General features: G+C 61.9%; 18 protein-coding genes. 9 read left to right on the top strand and 9 right to left on the bottom strand.

What is annotated here, in order from left to right:
• Window positions 1–15: 15 nt before the first annotated feature.
• Entirely contained in the window at window positions 16–1,539 is a 1,524-nt protein-coding gene (locus K3752_RS14530; protein ID WP_260063615.1) for a DUF2125 domain-containing protein, read from the bottom strand.
• Between the two features lie 133 nt (window positions 1,540–1,672).
• On the opposite strand from K3752_RS14530, the gene K3752_RS14525 reads away from it, so the two are divergent.
• Genes K3752_RS14525 through K3752_RS14515 form a run of 3 tightly spaced genes read left to right on the top strand, consistent with a single transcriptional unit; the run spans window position 1,673 to window position 3,758 of the window.
• Complete coding sequence (locus K3752_RS14525) at window positions 1,673–2,422, top strand: SDR family oxidoreductase (protein ID WP_170370466.1); 750 nt, start codon at window positions 1,673–1,675, stop codon at window positions 2,420–2,422.
• A complete protein-coding gene (locus K3752_RS14520) occupies window positions 2,419–3,027 on the top strand; it encodes an enoyl-CoA hydratase/isomerase family protein (protein ID WP_170341288.1) in 609 nt (202 codons plus the stop codon). Before K3752_RS14525 ends, K3752_RS14520 begins: the two co-directional genes overlap by 4 nt.
• Window positions 3,024–3,758: a VOC family protein gene (locus K3752_RS14515; protein WP_170459911.1), complete on the top strand. Its 735-nt coding sequence runs from the start codon at window positions 3,024–3,026 to the stop codon at window positions 3,756–3,758. The genes K3752_RS14520 and K3752_RS14515 overlap by 4 nt, the downstream gene beginning before the upstream one ends.
• On the opposite strand, the gene K3752_RS14510 is transcribed toward K3752_RS14515, so the two are convergent.
• Entirely contained in the window at window positions 3,759–4,055 is a 297-nt protein-coding gene (locus K3752_RS14510; protein WP_170342229.1) for an HNH endonuclease, read from the bottom strand.
• Between the two features lie 48 nt (window positions 4,056–4,103).
• Between K3752_RS14510 and K3752_RS14505 the strand changes: the two genes are divergently transcribed.
• The gene (locus tag K3752_RS14505; RefSeq protein ID WP_260063614.1) at window positions 4,104–5,294 is read left to right on the top strand and encodes a TIGR03862 family flavoprotein; all 1,191 of its coding nucleotides are present in this window, start codon (window positions 4,104–4,106) and stop codon (window positions 5,292–5,294) included.
• On the opposite strand, the gene K3752_RS14500 is transcribed toward K3752_RS14505, so the two are convergent.
• From K3752_RS14500 to K3752_RS14480, 5 genes are all read right to left on the bottom strand, one after another.
• On the bottom strand, window positions 5,291–5,887 hold the full coding sequence (locus tag K3752_RS14500; RefSeq protein WP_260063613.1) for a glutathione S-transferase family protein: 597 nt from the start codon (window positions 5,885–5,887) through the stop codon (window positions 5,291–5,293). The two genes, K3752_RS14505 and K3752_RS14500, sit on opposite strands and share 4 nt — an antisense overlap.
• Before the next feature lie 81 nt (window positions 5,888–5,968).
• The gene (gene holA / locus K3752_RS14495; protein ID WP_260063612.1) at window positions 5,969–6,997 is read right to left on the bottom strand and encodes a DNA polymerase III subunit delta; all 1,029 of its coding nucleotides are present in this window, start codon (window positions 6,995–6,997) and stop codon (window positions 5,969–5,971) included.
• On the bottom strand, window positions 6,994–7,494 hold the full coding sequence (gene lptE, locus K3752_RS14490) for an LPS assembly lipoprotein LptE (RefSeq protein ID WP_093964257.1): 501 nt from the start codon (window positions 7,492–7,494) through the stop codon (window positions 6,994–6,996). The genes holA and lptE overlap by 4 nt, the downstream gene beginning before the upstream one ends.
• The gene (gene leuS / locus K3752_RS14485; RefSeq protein WP_260063611.1) at window positions 7,481–10,018 is read right to left on the bottom strand and encodes a leucine--tRNA ligase; all 2,538 of its coding nucleotides are present in this window, start codon (window positions 10,016–10,018) and stop codon (window positions 7,481–7,483) included. Before leuS ends, lptE begins: the two co-directional genes overlap by 14 nt.
• Window positions 10,019–10,090: 72 nt before the next feature.
• A complete protein-coding gene (locus K3752_RS14480; protein ID WP_170341302.1) occupies window positions 10,091–10,579 on the bottom strand; it encodes a DUF3576 domain-containing protein in 489 nt (162 codons plus the stop codon).
• Window positions 10,580–10,859: 280 nt separating this feature from the next.
• On the opposite strand from K3752_RS14480, the gene K3752_RS14475 reads away from it, so the two are divergent.
• Window positions 10,860–11,909, top strand: a complete 1,050-nt coding sequence (locus K3752_RS14475; protein ID WP_260066329.1) for a porin — start codon at window positions 10,860–10,862, stop codon at window positions 11,907–11,909.
• 103 nt (window positions 11,910–12,012) lie between these two features.
• Window positions 12,013–12,672 (top strand): YggS family pyridoxal phosphate-dependent enzyme, encoded by a 660-nt coding sequence (locus K3752_RS14470; RefSeq protein WP_260063610.1) that lies wholly within the window; start codon window positions 12,013–12,015, stop codon window positions 12,670–12,672.
• On the opposite strand, the gene K3752_RS14465 is transcribed toward K3752_RS14470, so the two are convergent.
• Together K3752_RS14465 and ribA are read right to left on the bottom strand one after the other, a co-directional pair.
• Complete coding sequence (locus K3752_RS14465) at window positions 12,656–13,156, bottom strand: L,D-transpeptidase (RefSeq protein WP_260063609.1); 501 nt, start codon at window positions 13,154–13,156, stop codon at window positions 12,656–12,658. The two genes, K3752_RS14470 and K3752_RS14465, sit on opposite strands and share 17 nt — an antisense overlap.
• On the bottom strand, window positions 13,153–14,247 hold the full coding sequence (gene ribA, locus K3752_RS14460) for a GTP cyclohydrolase II (RefSeq protein WP_170406327.1): 1,095 nt from the start codon (window positions 14,245–14,247) through the stop codon (window positions 13,153–13,155). Before ribA ends, K3752_RS14465 begins: the two co-directional genes overlap by 4 nt.
• A gap of 162 nt (window positions 14,248–14,409) precedes the next feature.
• Between ribA and K3752_RS14455 the strand changes: the two genes are divergently transcribed.
• The 3 genes from K3752_RS14455 (at window position 14,410) to K3752_RS14445 (ending at window position 17,083) form a co-directional block, all read left to right on the top strand.
• Window positions 14,410–15,096 carry a response regulator transcription factor gene (locus K3752_RS14455; protein WP_093964262.1) on the top strand — a complete coding sequence of 229 codons (687 nt, stop codon included), beginning with the start codon at window positions 14,410–14,412 and terminating at the stop codon, window positions 15,094–15,096.
• A gap of 192 nt (window positions 15,097–15,288) precedes the next feature.
• The gene (locus K3752_RS14450; protein ID WP_260063608.1) at window positions 15,289–16,077 is read left to right on the top strand and encodes an exodeoxyribonuclease III; all 789 of its coding nucleotides are present in this window, start codon (window positions 15,289–15,291) and stop codon (window positions 16,075–16,077) included.
• Between the two features lie 88 nt (window positions 16,078–16,165).
• A complete protein-coding gene (locus K3752_RS14445; protein ID WP_170360825.1) occupies window positions 16,166–17,083 on the top strand; it encodes a co-chaperone YbbN in 918 nt (305 codons plus the stop codon).
• Window positions 17,084–17,104: the final 21 nt, after the last annotated feature.

Here is a 17,104-nt window from a genome sequence, read left to right as displayed (position 1 = left end):
TTGTGGAAATATTTGTTACTTGATCCGCTGACCATTGGCCAAAATCTGGCCGTCCTTGGTGAACTCGATCTTGGAGTTCAGCGTGTCGGGCTGGTCGCCGGGAACAGCCATCATCCCCATCATCATGCGCGCGCCCATGGCGTCGTTCTCGGACATGAACCCCATTCCGATCAGCTTGTCGATCAGGGCGTTGGCACCCACCAACTGGAGGTTTGCCTCACCCGCCGGCGCCGGAACGCCACCGAACTCTTCGGTGTTCGAGTTGTCGAAGGTGAAATCACCGGTGCCCGTCAGCTTGGCACCGACCATCGAGACCAGCAGTTCATTGATTTTGAGCGAATGCAGTTCGGCCGGAATCTCGTCCGAGCCTTCCAATGCTTCGGCAACTTCCGGGTCCAGGAAGTTCAGGAGAATCTTTGCGGTGCCCGTTGCATCCAGCGCGATCGTGGCTGGATCGCGTGGCAACGCGCCTGCGGGGTCGAACATGCTCCACAGAATGTCGGACATGGTGAAGTCTGTCAGGTTCATCGCAAAGCCGAACGGCTCAACCTCTTCGGATGCCTGGATGGGTGCCTCGAGTTTCAGACCGGCCTTCGCCATTGCAATCTCGATGGGAAACGGCAGGTCTGCCGTGGTTACTTCGAGCTTTGCATTGTTCTGTTCGACGTCATACGCCAGACGCTCGGCGTCGATACTGGCACCGAAGCGGCCACCGTCCGAACTGCTGGCCATCGAGAAAGCCTCGCCCTCGCTGGTGCCTGCGATGCTGGTTTGGCCGGCGCCGTAGGTGAAGATCCCGTCAAAGGCAAAACCAGCCTCATATGCGCCTTCCACGTCCGCCAGGCTGAAGCCTTCGGGGATTACGTTCTTGCCTTCAAACTCCAACTGGTCGAGCTTGCCGTTGATGCGTGCATCTTCGCCCGTTTCCGGGTCTTGGAAATTCAGGTCATAGGTCAGGTTTGCCGCGGTGAAATTCTGGTCGACCTTGCGGCCCTCTCCGATCTGCATTCGGGATGCACCGGCCAGGTTGATCATCTCAAAACCCAGATCCAGCGCGTCGTCGGGCATCGCTTCGCCATCGACCATGATGTTGTCGAGCGCCAGCGCCAGCTTGCTGGCAGAGTAGTCATAGGTCATGTCGTCGGGCGACCCCGAAACCAGCATTTTCAACCCGGTCTGCGAGTACAGGATATCCACCGAGAATTCTTCCTCCTCGGCCTGGCCGGATACCGTCATGGGGAAGCTTTCGGGGAATTCGATGCTGACCGTTCCGTCGCCGTTTTCCGTCAGGGTCATTTCCGGAACGACCATGTCGAACGAGCCTTCTCCCTCGGGAAGGTCCATCTTCATGGTCATGTTCGTGATGGTGGTGACGTCGCCAGAGGTGTTCTGCTCGCCGGTGATGGTGTACCCCATGCTGCCCATGTAGGCCTGCCAATCCGACCAGACATCGTTGGCGGACAGATCGGCAAAAGCGCCTTGGGTTGCAACGGCATAAGCCAGCGCGGCACCGCAGCTGCGGCGGAATAAAACGGACATAAGGGAACCCTTCTCGGTAAAAATTGCGCGCATGGTCGTGGTTGTCGCGGCTGCCGTCAAGGGGCAAGGGCTGGACGATTTCCCCGTTTGCGCGGTACCACTTTACCCGATTTCAATCCAAAAGGATTACAGGATGCACATGAAGGGCAAAACAGTACTGATCACCGGAGCCAGCCGCGGCATCGGCGCCGAAGCAGGGCGCGTATTTGCCGCAGCCGGCGCCAATGTCGCGCTGGTAGCGCGCAGCCATGATCAGATCGATGCATTGGCCGCGGCACTGGGTGAGAACGCCATCGCGCTGTCCTGCGACGTCAGCGATTTTGCGCAGGTGGAACAAGCGGTTGCGGATTGCGCCGACCGCTTTGGCCGCATGGACGTGCTGATCGGCAATGCGGGTGTGATCGATCCAATCTTTCACCTGTCAAATGCCGATCCAGCAGCCTGGAGCAAGGCCATCGATATCAACCTCAAAGGTGTGTTCCACGGGATGCGCGCGGTTCTGCCGCTGATGCGGGCGGCGGGCGGCGGGACGGTCCTGACCGTTTCCTCCGGAGCCGCCTCCAACCCGGTCGAGGCCTGGAGCCACTACTGCGCGTCCAAGGCCGGGGCGAAAATGCTGACCGAATGTCTTCACCTGGAAGAGGCGCATCACGGCATACGTGCCATGGGTCTGTCCCCGGGCACGGTGGCGACCGACATGCAGCGGGTCATCAAGGCCAGCGGCATCAACCCGGTCAGCCAGTTGGACTGGGACGATCACATCCCGGCCGACTGGCCGGCGCGGGCGCTGCTGTGGATGTGCTCGGAAGATGCGGACGAGTTTCTGGGAACCGAGATTTCGCTGCGCCGTGATGACATTCGCCAGAGGATCGGCCTGACGTGATCGACCTGACCCAGCAGGACGGTCTGTGGACGGTCACGATCAACAACCCCGGCAAGGCCAATGCCCTGACCGGGGCCATGTTGTCGGACCTGCTGCAGATCGCGGAAGCGGCCCAAGAGGCGCGCGCCCTGATCCTGACCGGAGCGGGCAAGGTGTTCAGTGCCGGCGCCGATCTGGACGAGGCGCGGGCAGGCCTTGCGACCTCGGACCTGTGGGAGCGTTTGTCCGGAGCCATCGCGGCGCTGCCCTGCCTGACCGTCGCTGCGTTGAACGGCACCATGGCGGGCGGGGCCAACGGTATGGCCTTGGCCTGTGACCTGCGCATCGCGGTGCCCACGGCCAAGGTCTTCTACCCGGTCATGCGGTTGGGGTTCCTGCCGCAGCCATCGGACGTGAAACGCATGCGGGCGCTGATCGGCCCCGCCCGGACCAAGTTGATCCTGATGGCAGGCCAGAAGGTCACTGCGGACGAAGCGCTTGCCTTTGGCCTGGTGGACCGGGTGGTCGCTCCGGAAGATCTGATGCAGACCGCGCGGGACCTGGTTGCCGACAGCCTGGCCGCTGATCCGCAGACGGCGGCCGGTATCGCCGGGATGTGCGGATGAGGATCGCTGCCCTTCGCCTGCGTGTGGCTGATCCCGCACGGCTGGCCGATTTTTACAGGGAAAACCTCGGCATGGTCGTCCGTGCCGAGGGAGATGCGCGGCGAGTAGGCTATCCGGGGCCCAGCGCCGACCTTCTGCTGTTGCCCGGAGGCGGCGGATACGCCCACGACCGGGGTCAGAGATACTGGAAGATCGGCATCACCTTGCCAGATCTCGACCAAGCGGCGGAATGGCTTCGGCGCGCTGGCATCAACGTCAGCCCTCCGGCCCAGTTTCGAGATATCGGTTACATGTGCCACCTCTCGGACCCCGAAGGCTTCTCGATCGAGCTTCTTCAGCATGATTTTGAGGGGAAGCGGCCCAAAAAGCAGCGGGATGAGAACCCGTTCGGACAGGCCGCCGTGGGCCAAATCACTCTGCGGACCGGCGACATTTCGGCAGAGGATGCGTTTTGCAGGGATTTGGGCCTGCGCCTGCTTTCCATGCAGGACGTGGCCTCGCACGGGTTTGATCTGCATTTCTATGCCTTCACGACCGAGGTGCCGCCGGACCCTGATCTCTGGGCGGTCGCAAATCGCGAATGGCTGTGGAAACGTCCCTATACCACTCTGGAATATCAGCATATTCCCGATGCGCGGATCGTTCCCGCGCCAGACTTTCTGGGCATCGAGGTCGAGGGCCTGGCTGCAACGGAAACAGACCCGATGGGTGACCCGTTCCTGCCAGCCTGATCAACGGCCGCGGCGTCGGCCCGGGACTTTGGATTGAAATCCAGGCGGACGTTTGCGTACCCAGTCCAGAAATCGGTTCAGCCGGGGATGCGTGCGCAGGCTTTCGACAGTGTTGAAGTCTCGCGCAAGCTCGGCTTCGGTCAGGGTGGCGTGCACCTCCTTGTGGCAGATCTTGTGCAGCAGAACCGTGGGACCGCCCTTGCCACCTTTGAGTTTTGGGATCAGATGGTGCAGGCTGCCGGTCCCGTTCGGGATCGGGCGGTTGCAGAGCGGGCAGATCGGATCGCTGTTCGTCATCACCGGAACACAGTCGCGGCTGAACGCAAGTGAGGCAAGAGGGCAGATATGGCACAGGCAGTGGTGATCGGGGCAGGCCCCGCCGGGCTGATGGCCGCCGAAGAACTTGCCGGGGCCGGGCACAATGTGCTGGTTGCCGAGGCCAAACCCTCGGTGGCCCGCAAATTCCTGATGGCGGGGAAGTCCGGTCTGAACCTGACAAAGGACGAGCCGTTTGACCGCCTGATTTCGGCCTACGGCGATGCGGCGGACTGGTTGCACCCAATGATTGCCGCCTTCGATGCGCAGAGCGTGCAAAGCTGGGCGCGGGACTTGGGTCAAGATCTGTTCACGGGGTCCACAGGGCGGGTATTTCCCAAATCAAAAAAAGCTTCGCCATTGCTGCGCGCCTGGCTGGCGCGGCTGGAAGAGATGCGGGTCGGGATCCGTACCCGTTGGCGCTGGCTGGGTTGGGACGGCCCCGCGCTGGTCTTTGATACGCCGGCAGGTCGGCAGAAAGTGGTTGCTGACGTCACGGTTCTGGCGCTTGGCGGTTCCAGCTGGGCGCGTCTGGGGTCGGATGGCGCCTGGGCGCCGGCTCTGGCCGATGCCGGGGTTCCGCTGGTCCCTTTTGCACCATCGAACGCCGCACTGTCCGTCGAATGGAGCCCCCATATGGCCGCGTATTTCGGTCAGGCGCTGAAATCTGTTCGGTGGCGCGCGGGCGACCTTGCCAGCCGTGGCGAGGCGGTCATTTCAGCCAAAGGCCTGGAAGGGGGCGGTCTTTACCCGCTGACACCCGCGCTTCGGCAGGGTGCTGATCTGTATGTGGACCTCGCGCCGGACCGCACGATTCAGGATCTGTCCGGGCGTCTGTCAAAAGCTGGCCCGAAAACCACTTTGACCCGTTGGTTGAAGAACGGCCTGCGACTGCCGCCGCCAAAGATCGCCTTGTTCCACGAAATGACACATGGGCAGAATCAGCGGCGCGATGATTGGGTCAAGACTTTGAAGGCTTTGCCTGTTCGCAACGCAGGCTTGCGCCCGCTGGACGAAGCCATTTCGACCGCAGGCGGGGTTGCGAAAAGCGGGCTGGACTCGGGGCTGATGCTGAGAGCCAAGCCCGGCGTGTTCTGCGCAGGCGAGATGCTGGATTGGGAAGCCCCGACCGGCGGCTATCTGTTGACCGCATGCCTGGCGACAGGTCGTTGGGCGGGGCGCTCGGCCGCAGAATGGGCCGGGCTGTCCCAAGCGGATTAGGCGGATTTGGCCATTTCACCCAGTTTCTTGTAGGCCGGACGCTCGCGAACGCGCTTGCCGTAGGCTTTCAGGCTGTCTGAATTCATCGGGAATCCAGCCGACTTTGCCCAGCTCATGCAGTGAACGCACAGGATGTCCGCGATCGTCATCTGCTCGCCCTGAAGGAATGGCCCTTTGGATCGCTGTCCCATGTGTTGAAAGCTGCGGTCAAACTCCCATTTGGCAGTTTCGACGACCTGTGGAACGCGTTTGTCCTTGGGCAGGATGAACATATGGCGGGCGGCCAGCCAAAGCGGAGCGTCGAATTCTTCCAACAGCGCGTGCAACAACGAATCTTGCTCGGCCCGTTCCGGGGTGCCGGCCGGGAAAGTGAAGGCCCCGTGCTTGTCCGCCAGATAGGTCATGATCGCCGCGCTGTCCGAAATGACTGCGTCGCCATCCTGCAGGACAGGGATCTTGCCCGTTCCGTTCAGGTCCAGAACGCGCGGATCGTGCGGGCCGGCATCGATCCACTCATAGTCCTGCCCCAACTCTTCCAATAGCCAGATCACCCGAGAGGCACGACTCTGGATGCGCCCGTAGATCTTGTACATGTCATGCTCCTGCGTGGTTGCACTGGCGACAGGGTGGGGGACTGCGCCGCCGCGTCAAGTCGGACGCGCCGTCAGTTCAATTCAGCGTGACCGCGCCAGCATGGCCAGCCGGATCAGAGCGCGCTCGACCAGGGCCATGGCCGGGGCAGTCTGCCCCGCCGACCGGAGAGACAGATCCGTGTCCGTCAACACGGTCAAAGCGGTCTGCAGCTTGTGTGCGCCCCAATTCTGCGCCTGCCGAAGGATCCGGTCACGCCGTTTGCCATAGACCGGCGGCCGGAGTTTGCCGATCCCTTGCGCCGCGCCACCGGGGTCCGAGGCGCAGGCATAGAGCGTGCGAAAATGGCGGGTCGCACCGATGCATAGGGAAACCGCATTGGTTCCTTGCGCCTGCAACCGTCGGATCAGGGGCCCGATTTCACCGGATCGGCCTTCTGCAACGACGTTGAGAACGTCATCCAGGGCCGCCTCATTGGATTGCGGCGCGCAGGCCTCGATGTCTTCGACGGCAACGTCTGACGCATCGCCGCGTTTGTAAAGAGACAGCTTTTCAACGGTTTGCGCAAAGTCGCCCGGGCTGAGTTCGGTGGCCAGATCGCTGAGCACGGACATCGCGTCACGGGGAACGCCCGCAAGTCCGGCCTGGGCCAGCACACGCTCGATCTCCGCGCGCGACGGTGGGTCGTCATAGATCCCGACCGCATAGGCAGCCCGATGGCCTTCGAACGCTTTGCGCAGCTTCGAGCTGGCCTTGAGCTGCCCGGCGGTCACAATGATCTGAGCGTCGCCTTGCGCCCAATCCTCGAGCGCGGCGGCGATCGCCGGGCTTGCGGCGTCGGTTGCATCCTCGACGAATACGGCGCGCGCGCCGGGAAAGAACCCGACAGCCTTCACGGCATCCAGCAGAAGGGCAGGATCCGCGCGCAGATCCGAGGCCGGAAGACGGGTCAGGCGCATTTCCTCTTCGGCACCCGGGCCCAGCAGCGCGGCCAATACCTGCTGGCGCTTGAGCGCGACGCGCATTGCGTCGGCGCCGTAGATCAACAATCCAGTCTTGTCGGGGTCAGGTTTGGCGAAATACCCCTCGGCGTCGCGCGGGGACAGCTTCATGAAGCCAAGCCCGGTGCGGAATACAGGCGCGTGACGATCTGATCGGACAGGATGACCATCAGCCTCTCTTTGGCATCCCGTTCATCAGCGAGCGTGGAAACGGTAGACCCCGCGGCGGAGTAGCCTACGAAATCGGCCACAGTGCCGGACACAAGGATCTGGCCCGTTTCATTGGATTTCAGCGTATAGCTGGCGCGCCCGTCGATCGAATACCGATTGGTCTCGTTCGAGGTCGTGATCGCGGCCCCGCGGGTCACCGTAGAGACCTGCACATTCAGGCTGTAATCCTTGGCCGAACTGACGCTGCGCCCCAGTGACTGCTCCAGATTCTGCACCAGAAGGTAGCTTTCGACCGAATCCGGCGCTGACACGGCGACCTTGCCGTACAATTCGCTGCCGGCGCCGCCCGGGGCATAAACCGGCTGGAACCCGCAAGCGGGCGCCACGGTCAACGCCGCCAACGAAAGCAGCAGTTTTCTGCGGTCAAACAACGACATTCACGATCCGGCCCGGAACAACGATCACTTTTTTCGGAGCAGCGCCATCCAGCGCCTTCTGCACAGCTTCGGTGCTGAGCGCGATTTTTTCAACCTGCGTCTTGTCCAGATCCTTGGCCACGCTGATTTCGGCGCGGCGTTTGCCGTTGATCTGGATGGGCAGGGTGACGGTGTCATCGACCAGCATCGACTCGTCCGCCACCGGCCAGGGCGCCAACGCCACCAGCCCTTCGCCGCCCAGCATCTGCCACAGCTCTTCGGACAGGTGCGGGGTCATCGGCGACATCAGCTGCGCCAGCGTCTTGGCTGCTTGCCGCTTGGCCTGCGCGCCCGCCTTGGATTTGGCCAGCGTGTTGGTAAAGGCATAGAGCTTGGCGATCGAGGCGTTGAAGCCGAAGGATTCGACCCCGCCGGTCACGTCATGGATGGTCTTGTGCATCTCGCGCAGCAGCGCTTCGTCCTCGGCATTGGCCGGGGCGTCGGACGCGGCGATCTCGGACACGATGCGGTGCACGCGGCTGAGGTGCTTGTGCGCGGCCTCGGCGCCGGCGGCGGTCCATTCCACGTCACGCTCGGGCGGCGAATCGGACAGAACGAACCAGCGCGCGGTATCCGCCCCGAAGGCCGAGATGATGCTGACCGGGTCCACCACGTTCTTCTTCGATTTCGACATCTTGGCCGAGGGGATGATCTCGACCGGCTCGCCCGTCGCCTTCAGCTTGCCGTCCTCGACCTCTTCCGGCAGGTGATAGACCGGGCGGCCCTTGTCGTCGCGGGTCTGATAGATTTCATGGGTGACCATGCCCTGGGTGAACAGCGCGTCGAACGGCTCGATCGCCTTTTTCGGCAGATGCCCGGTGATGTGCATGGCGCGGGCGAAGAACCGCGAATACAGCAGGTGCAGGATCGCGTGTTCGATGCCGCCGATATACTGGTCCACGTTCATCCAGTACTCGGCTTCGGCCAGATCGGTCGGCGTTTCCGCCCGCGGGGCGGTGAAACGGGCGAAATACCACGACGAATCGACGAAAGTGTCCATCGTGTCGGTTTCGCGCTTGGCCGGTTTGCCGCAGGACGGGCAGGCACAGTCGCGCCAGGTCGGGTGACGATCCAGCGGGTTGCCCGGTTTGTCGAAGGTGACATCGTCGGGCAGGCGAATCGGCAGGTTTTCCTTTTTCTCCGGCACCACGCCGCAATCGTCGCAATGTACCACCGGGATCGGACAGCCCCAGTAACGCTGGCGCGACAGGCCCCAATCGCGCAGGCGGTACTTGGTCACGCCTTTGCCCCAGCCGGCCTTCTCGGCAAAGTCGATGGTCGCGTCGATCGCCTCTTGCCCTGTGGCCTCGGTCAGACCGGCGAAATGGTTGACCCAGCGCACCTTCTGCTCTTTCGGCGGGACGAAGGCGATCTTGTCCACCGGCGTGTCGTCATCCAGCGCAAAGAAGGTGTCGATCACCGGCAGGTCGTATTTGCGGCAGAAATCCAGGTCGCGCTGGTCATGCGCGGGGCAGGCGAAGATCGCGCCGGTGCCGTAATCCATCAGGATGAAATTCGCGATCCAGACCGGCAGTTCCCAATTCGGGTCCAGCGGGTGTTTGACGCGGATGCCGGTGTCGAAACCCAGCTTCTCGCCGGTCTCGATGGCCTCTTCCGTGGTGCCGCCCTTGCGGCATTCGGCAACGAATTCAGCAACTTCGGGGTTCTCGGCCTCAAGCTGCTTGGCGATCGGGTGATCGGGCGAGATACCCACGAAAGACGCCCCCAGCAGCGTGTCGGGCCGCGTGGTATAGACGGTGATCGGCGCGCCGTTGTCGGTGCGCTCGAAGGAAAACTCGAGCCCGCGTGACTTGCCGATCCAGTTCTCCTGCATCAGCCGCACCTTGGCGGGCCAGTTCTCGAGCGTATCCAGCGCATCAAGCAACTCTTCCGAGAACTCGGAGATCTTGAAGAACCACTGGGTCAACTCGCGCCGCTCGACCAATGCGCCCGAGCGCCAGCCGCGGCCGTTTTCGACTTGTTCATTTGCCAGCACGGTCATGTCCACCGGGTCCCAGTTGACCACGGCGTTCTTGCGATAGACCAGCCCCGCATCCAGCATGTCGAGGAACAGCGCTTGCTGCTGGCCGTAATACTCCGGGTCGCAGGTCGCGAATTCGCGCGACCAGTCGATCGACAGGCCCAGCGGCTTCATCTGCGCGCGCATGTCGGCGATGTTGCCATAGGTCCAGTCCTTGGGATGGCCGCCGATGGCCATGGCCGCGTTTTCCGCCGGCATCCCGAAGGCGTCCCAGCCCATCGGGTGCAGAACGTTGTGCCCGGTGCTCAACTTGTGGCGCGCAATCACGTCACCCATGGTGTAGTTGCGCACATGCCCCATATGGATGCGCCCCGACGGATAGGGGAACATTTCCAGCACATAGTATTTCGGCTTGTCCGCCGTCCGTTTGGCGGTGAAGATCCCGGCCTTGTCCCAGGCCTCTTGCCATTTTGCTTCGATTTCGTTGGCCGAGTAACGCGACATCATGCGGTCCTTCGTGAATGAAAACGCCGGGCAGGGGCCCGGCGTGGTAATATTGTGATTTTCTGCGGGTTGCTAGAGCTTGTTGTCCGCGATCCGCAGCTGGCGCGCCCGCGACAGAATCGCATCTTCGACCGCACGCGTGGTCGCCGCGCTGACCGGAGCGCCCCCGCTGGTCTGCAGAGCCACCGAGAGGGACCGCGCCGCCAGGGCCGGATCACTGATGTGCACCGTCGCCCGATAGGACCGCCCACCGCCCGGCGGTTTGCCGTAACCCGTTATGATCACGCCGGTAAACGGATCCACCTCCTGCACCGGCAGGAAGCTGAGCACATCCAGCGACGCCGCCCACAGGTACCGGTTGACCTGGGTGACCTGTTCCGAGTTGTTGGGGCCGAACACATCCCAGATGGTCGAACGATTCGGATCGTTGAGCTCGCGGGCCTCGGACGAGCTGCCGTCGGCGGATAGAACATTGGGGTTGGGCGACGTGCTCCGATTCTGTCCGCACGCAGAAACGGAGGCAGTCAAAACGGTCAAACCCAAAATCGTCAGCAGGCGCATCGTCGGCAGGTCCTGTTTTCACATGTTTTGCTTTGCTAGGAGATACTCCTAGACAACGTACTGTGCTGCAACAACCCCATTCTTGGCTTACGTACCGGTGCCGCTGAAATATCGGGGTGAATTCGACTGTGGCATCCTTGCACCAATTTGGGGCCAAAGAACCGAAGCTGTCCAAGGCATGCTTGCGCAACAGGGGCAAAAAGAGCGAAACGGTCTGCGTGCTGAGACATATGCAGCAGGTATGTGTCGAGTAGAAATTATTGAAACCGAGGGAAACAAGATGAAAAAAGTTCTCTTCGCATCGACCGCACTGATCGCAACCGCATCGGTTGCCGCGGCCGAAGTTAAGTTCAGCGGTTATGGCCGCTTTGGTATCGGTTACCTGGAAGACCGTACCGGCGTTGTAACCAACTTCAACACCGGCGTGACTACTACGACTGCAAGTGGCGTAGTCAACACCGACACTACCACCACCAACACCACGACCGTTTCGACCGACGAAACCATCCTGGTCTCGCGCTTCCGCCTGAACATCGACGGCATCGCGGAAACCGACGGTGGCGTCCGCTTTGAAGCACGTGTTCGTCTGCAGGCTGACGAAAACGCCGACACCGGCGAAGCAAACCGTGCCGGCCTGAACGGCGCTCGCTTCTCGGTCATCTACGGTGGTCTGCGTGTTGACGCCGGCAACGTTGCTGGTTCGTTCGACAACTTGGCAAACTACTACGGTAACGAGCCGGGCCTGGAAAACTTCATCGGTCAGTACTCGGGCGTCGACTATGACTTCCTGGGCTACTCGTCGACCGGTGCAGGTTCGAACGCTGTGTTCTTCCAGTACGCAGTTGGTGACTTCGCCTTCGGCGCATCGTACGACCAGGCAACCTTTGGCCTGAACGGTGTTGCAGACAGCGCAGACCGCTGGGACATCAGCTTCACCTACAGCTTCAACAACTTCACCGCAGCTGTTGCTTATGGTGAAACCAGCGCCATCGGCGACGTTGTTGAGAAGCAGAGCCTGGCAGTTCTGACCCTGGGTGCTGAATTCGGCGACTTCTCGGGCACCATCTTCGTCGCAGACGATGACGTTGCAGACGAGGACCTGAACGGTACCGCATACGGTCTGTCGGCAGCCTACAACGTTGGCGCTGCAACCACCCTGACCTTCGCTTACGGCGACGGTTCGGCTGACAACGACACCCAGCAGTACGGCATTGGCGCCATCTACGACCTGGGCGGCGGTGCATCGCTGCGCGGTGGTATCGGCCAGTCGAAAGCCGGTGACGGCGACAGCCGCCTGCGCGCTGACTTCGGTGCTCAGTTCAACTTCTAAGTTGATCTGAACCGCAAGGTTTGAGGGCGGGTCTTCGGACCCGCCCTTTTCTTTTGTCCCGACATGGTGTTTTTCTGCGGACAAATGGAAACAGAGGGAATCCATGTCGCTGCAAGAAATCACCGCCCGCATCGCCAAGGCCGAAGCCGCAGCCGGCCGCCCCAAGGGCTCGGTCCGGCTGATTGCCGTATCCAAGGTGCAGCCCAACGATCGGGTCGAGGCCGTGTTGAAGCAGGGTCACCGGTGTTTTGGTGAAAATCGGGTGCAGGAGGCCGCCGGCAAGTGGCCCACCTTCCGTGAAAGCTATCCCGATATCGATCTGCATCTGATTGGTCCGCTGCAAACCAACAAAGCGCGGCAGACGATGGAGCTGTGCAACGCGATCCACTCGGTCGACCGTCCCAAACTGGCCAAAACCCTTGCGCGTTTGGCGCAAGAGCTGGGGCAGTGTCCTGACCTGTTCATTCAGGTGAATACCGGCGAAGAGGCCCAGAAAGCCGGGGTTATGCCCGCCGAGGCCGATGATTTTGTCGCCGAATGTCGATCACTTGACCTGCCGGTGCGTGGGTTGATGTGCATTCCGCCCGTCGACGAGGAGCCCGCGCTGCATTTTGCTCTGCTGGCCAAGATCGCGCGCCGAAACGGGCTGGATGGCCTGTCCATGGGGATGAGCAGCGATTTTGAAACCGCGATCGCGCTGGGTGCAACTCATGTCCGGGTGGGGTCGGCCATCTTTGGTGACCGGGTCAAACCCGCGGAATGATGATCCGGGTTCCGGGTGCGACGCGCTGCGCGATCCAGTGCAGGTGGTCGCGCTGGAACGCCACGCAGCCTTCGGTCGGATAACCCGGTCTGCGCCACTGATGCAGAAAGATCGCGGATCCGCCGCCCGGTGTGGCGACGGGCCAATTCCAATCGGTAACCAGCACCAGATCGTACAGCGGGTCAGCCCGACGCAGTCGTTCGTGACTGCATGGATAGGGCGCCCGAACGTGCTGGTTGTAGTCCTGATCCCTATCGTCATCCGACCACAGATCGCCCGGCCCGATGGGCAGAGCCCACGGGGCGGGCGGCGCAATCCGATCCGGGCGGTACAGCATCCCGACAATGTGGTGGTGCCCTGTGGGGGTGGCCCCGTCGCCCTCGCGCTTGTGGTTGCTCAGGCCACCTTTGCCGATGGTGCAGGGAAACCTGCGGCCGAAGAATCGCACTCCGGTCGGCGTCACCACCAGATCAAGAGGGCTCACAGCAGGTGGCCCGATTTCGAGGCCTTGGTCGCCAGATAGGCCCGGTTGTGGGCGGTTTCCCCGACCTTCAGCGGCACACGCTCGGTAACGGCAATCCCGGTCCGTTCCATCATTGCGATCTTGGCGGGGTTGTTGGTCAGCAACCGGACCGAACTGAACCCGAGCGATTTCAGGATGTCCGATCCAAGGCGGAAATCGCGCTCGTCATCTTCAAACCCAAGCCGGTGGTTGGCTTCGACCGTGTCGAAGCCCTGATCCTGCAGGAAATAGGCGCGCATTTTGTTGGCCAAGCCGATCCCGCGACCCTCTTGGTTGAGATACAGCAGGACGCCATGCCCCTCGGCCCCCATCTGGGCCAGGGCGCCGCGAAGTTGCGGGCCGCAGTCGCATTTCAGGCTGCCCATCAGGTCACCGGTAAAACAGGCCGAATGCAACCGCGCCAGAACAGGTTTCGAGCGATCCGGCCGGCCGATTTCGATGGCATAGTGCTCCTCGCCACCGTCCTCTGGGCGGAAGACGTGCAGACGACCGGCCTCGGACACCTCCATCGGCAGGCGCGCGGCAACCACCTCGTGCAAGGGGCTGCGATCGGCCAGATGCGGCGCGGCGCGTGTGTGGTCGATGCAGGTCAGACCGTGTGTCGCCGCAAAGGCCCGGCCATTTTCGACCGCAACCACCACCGCAGCGGGCAGCAGGCGGGCGGATTTTGTCAGTGCGATTGCGATGCGATGCAGGTGCGCATTGCCCTGGCGCTGAGTCATCAAGGGCCCCTTCATCGGGGCATTCAGGTCATCGGACGGGTCTGCAACCGCCTGCACCCACCCCAGATCAGCCTCGGCCGGTATCACGACCCGAGCAAGATCACCGTCATAGGCGCGGGCTTTCAGCGTTTCGGCCCGTCGTCCTGTGATGGCAACCACAGGCGTGTCGCCAAGCCCCCTCAGGTCCGCCAGACGCTGCGGGTTGAGTGTCTCTGCGGCGACGGCAACAACGCTGAAATCCCCGTCATCCGTCAGCACGACCGGAACGCCCATCCGAAGGTCGGCACGCGCCCGGGCCAGCAACTCGGTGATGTCTGGAATGAGACTCATTGATGTTATCCTGTAACGTTCGACCCTCGTCCTAGCCCGTTCGAAAGGAAATGTGAAACATTTCCGGCCCACCAGACACGAGGGCGTGAGAGCATTGCAGCAAAACTTGTTGATTGCATCTTCCAAGCTCAAGTGTTGCAAAAGGTTTAGGAGGACCGGGACATGGCGCAACTCAAGAAAATTCTGCTGGTCGATGACGATGAAGACCTGCGCGAAGCGCTCAGCGAGCAGTTGGTGATGACCGAGGACTTTGATGTATTCGAAGCCTCCGACGGCCAATCCGCGATGGAGCGGGCGCGCGAAGCCATCTATGACCTTGTGATCCTGGATGTGGGTTTGCCCGACACAGATGGGCGCGAGCTGTGCCGGCTGATGCGCAAGCAGGGGGTCAAGAGCCCGATCCTGATGCTGACCGGCCATGACAGCGACGCCGATACGATCCTGGGTTTGGACGCGGGTGCCAACGACTATGTCTCAAAGCCGTTCAAGTTCCCGGTGCTTCTGGCCCGGATCCGTGCGCAGCTGCGCCAACATGAACAATCCGAGGATGCGGTTTTTGTCCTGGGGCCCTATACCTTCAAACCCGCGATGAAGATGTTGATCACCGAGGACGACCGCAAGATTCGGCTGACCGAGAAGGAAACCAACATTCTCAAATTCCTGTATCGCTCGACCGACGGCGTGGTGGCGCGCGATGTGCTGCTGCACGAGGTCTGGGGCTACAACGCCGGTGTAACCACACATACGCTGGAAACGCACATCTACCGCCTGCGTCAGAAAATCGAGCCCGATCCCTCCAATGCGCGCCTTTTGGTCACAGAATCTGGTGGATATCGACTGGTGTCGTAACCATAGGTGGATTGATGTGGATCAAAGTGATACTCTTGAAGCATCTTTAGGATAATCCCATCCCGTGCATGTCCGGGTCATGACATGTACCTCCCTGTTGGACTGCCGGGCCTTTGGCCCGGCTTTTTTTCGGATGGCACCCCGGCACCTGCCGCGCTAGTTTGCCCGAGTCGCGACAAGGGAACCCCGATCATGCCTTTCACTCTGGCCACCTGGAACATCAATTCCGTTCGCCTGCGCGAGCCCATCGTGCTGAAGCTGCTGCAGGAAGAAGCGCCGGACGTGCTCTGCCTGCAAGAGTGCAAATCGCCGGTCGACAAGATCCCGACCGAGGGATTCGCGGAACTGGGCTACACCCACATGATCGCCCGCGGTCAGAAGGGCTATAACGGCGTGGCCATCCTGTCGCGCCTGCCGATCACGGATCTGGGCGATCAGGACTTTGCCGGGCTGGGCCATGCCCGGCATGTGGCGGGGCGATTGGAAAACGGGGTGATCATCCACAATTTCTACGTCCCGGCAGGCGGCGACGTTCCCGATCGCGAGGTGAACGAGAAATTTGGCCAGAAGCTGGATTACCTGACCGACATGCGGGACTGGTTCCACGCTGAAAAGCCGCAGAAATCCATTCTGGTCGGTGACCTGAACATCGCCCCGCGCGAGGATGACGTGTGGTCGCACAAGCAACTGCTCAAGGTCGTGTCGCACACGCCGATCGAGGTCGAGCAACTTGCCGAGACGCAGGATGCGGGCGGCTGGGTCGATATCACCCGGCAGGACATCCCCGAGGGACAGCTCTACAGTTGGTGGTCCTATCGCGCCCGCGACTGGGATGCGGCTGACAAAGGGCGGCGCCTGGATCACGTCTGGGCGACGCCTGATATCTCGAACGCCGGCCATTCCAGCCGCGTCCTGCGCGACGCGCGCGGCTGGGAGAAGCCCAGCGACCACGCGCCCGTCTTTGCCAGTTTCGATCTTTGATCGGTGCGGGATTCCGCAACTCGGCCCTTGGTTTCCCGGTCGGCTGGTTGCATATAAGGCGCAAGACTGAATCCGGAGAGTGAATGCCATGGAACTTCTGAACGGCGCAGGCAGCCCCGCAGCCACCGATCTGATCAAAGACGGAACCGAGGCCACTTTCATGGCCGATGTCGTCGAGGCATCGCAGGAATTGCCCATTATCGTCGACTTCTGGGCGCCCTGGTGCGGTCCCTGCAAAACCTTGGGTCCGGCCTTGGAAGAGGCCGTGACCGCGGCCAAGGGCGCGGTCAAGATGGTGAAAATCAACGTGGACGAGGCGCAGATGATCGCCTCGCAATTGCGTATCCAGTCGATTCCGACCGTCTACGCCTTCTTCAAGGGGCAGCCGGTTGACGGATTCCAAGGCGCTTTGCCAGGATCGGAGATCAAGGCCTTTATCGACCGTGTGATCGAGGCTGCCGGGGGCCAGAGCCCGGGCGGCCAGCTGGACGAGGCCGTGGAGGCCGCCGAAGAGATGCTGAATGATGGCGCGGCAGTGGATGCGGCCCAGACCTTTGCCGCCATTCTTGGCGAAGACCCCAAACATGCCGCGGCCTATGGCGGCCTGGTGCGGGCGCATATCGCGATGGGTGACCTTGATCAGGCCGAGGCGATCCTGAACGGCGCTCCGGCCGAGATTTCAACGACGGCCGAGTTGGAAGCTGCCCACGCGCAGCTGGAACTGGCCAAGCAGGCCGCAAATGCCGGGCCGGTGGCCGAGTTGACGGCAGCGGTCGAAGCAGATCCCGACAACCATCAGGTCCGGTTCGACCTGGCGCAGGCGCTCTATGCCAACGGCAAGGCGGCCGAGGCGGTTGACCAGCTTCTGGAGCTGTTCCGCCGCGACCGGGAATGGAATGATGGCGCAGCCAAGGCACAGCTGTTCACCATCTTCGATGCGCTCAAGGCCAATGACCCGATCGTTTTGAACGGTCGCCGCAAACTCAGCTCGATGATATTTGCCTAACCGCGCATCAGAGCTAGAATC

The sequence above is a fragment of the Ruegeria sp. B32 genome, from assembly GCF_025141855.1.
Lineage (GTDB): Bacteria > Pseudomonadota > Alphaproteobacteria > Rhodobacterales > Rhodobacteraceae > Ruegeria > Ruegeria arenilitoris.
Note: the sequence above shows the minus strand (reverse complement) of the source record. Positions and strands in the feature narration are given on the sequence as shown.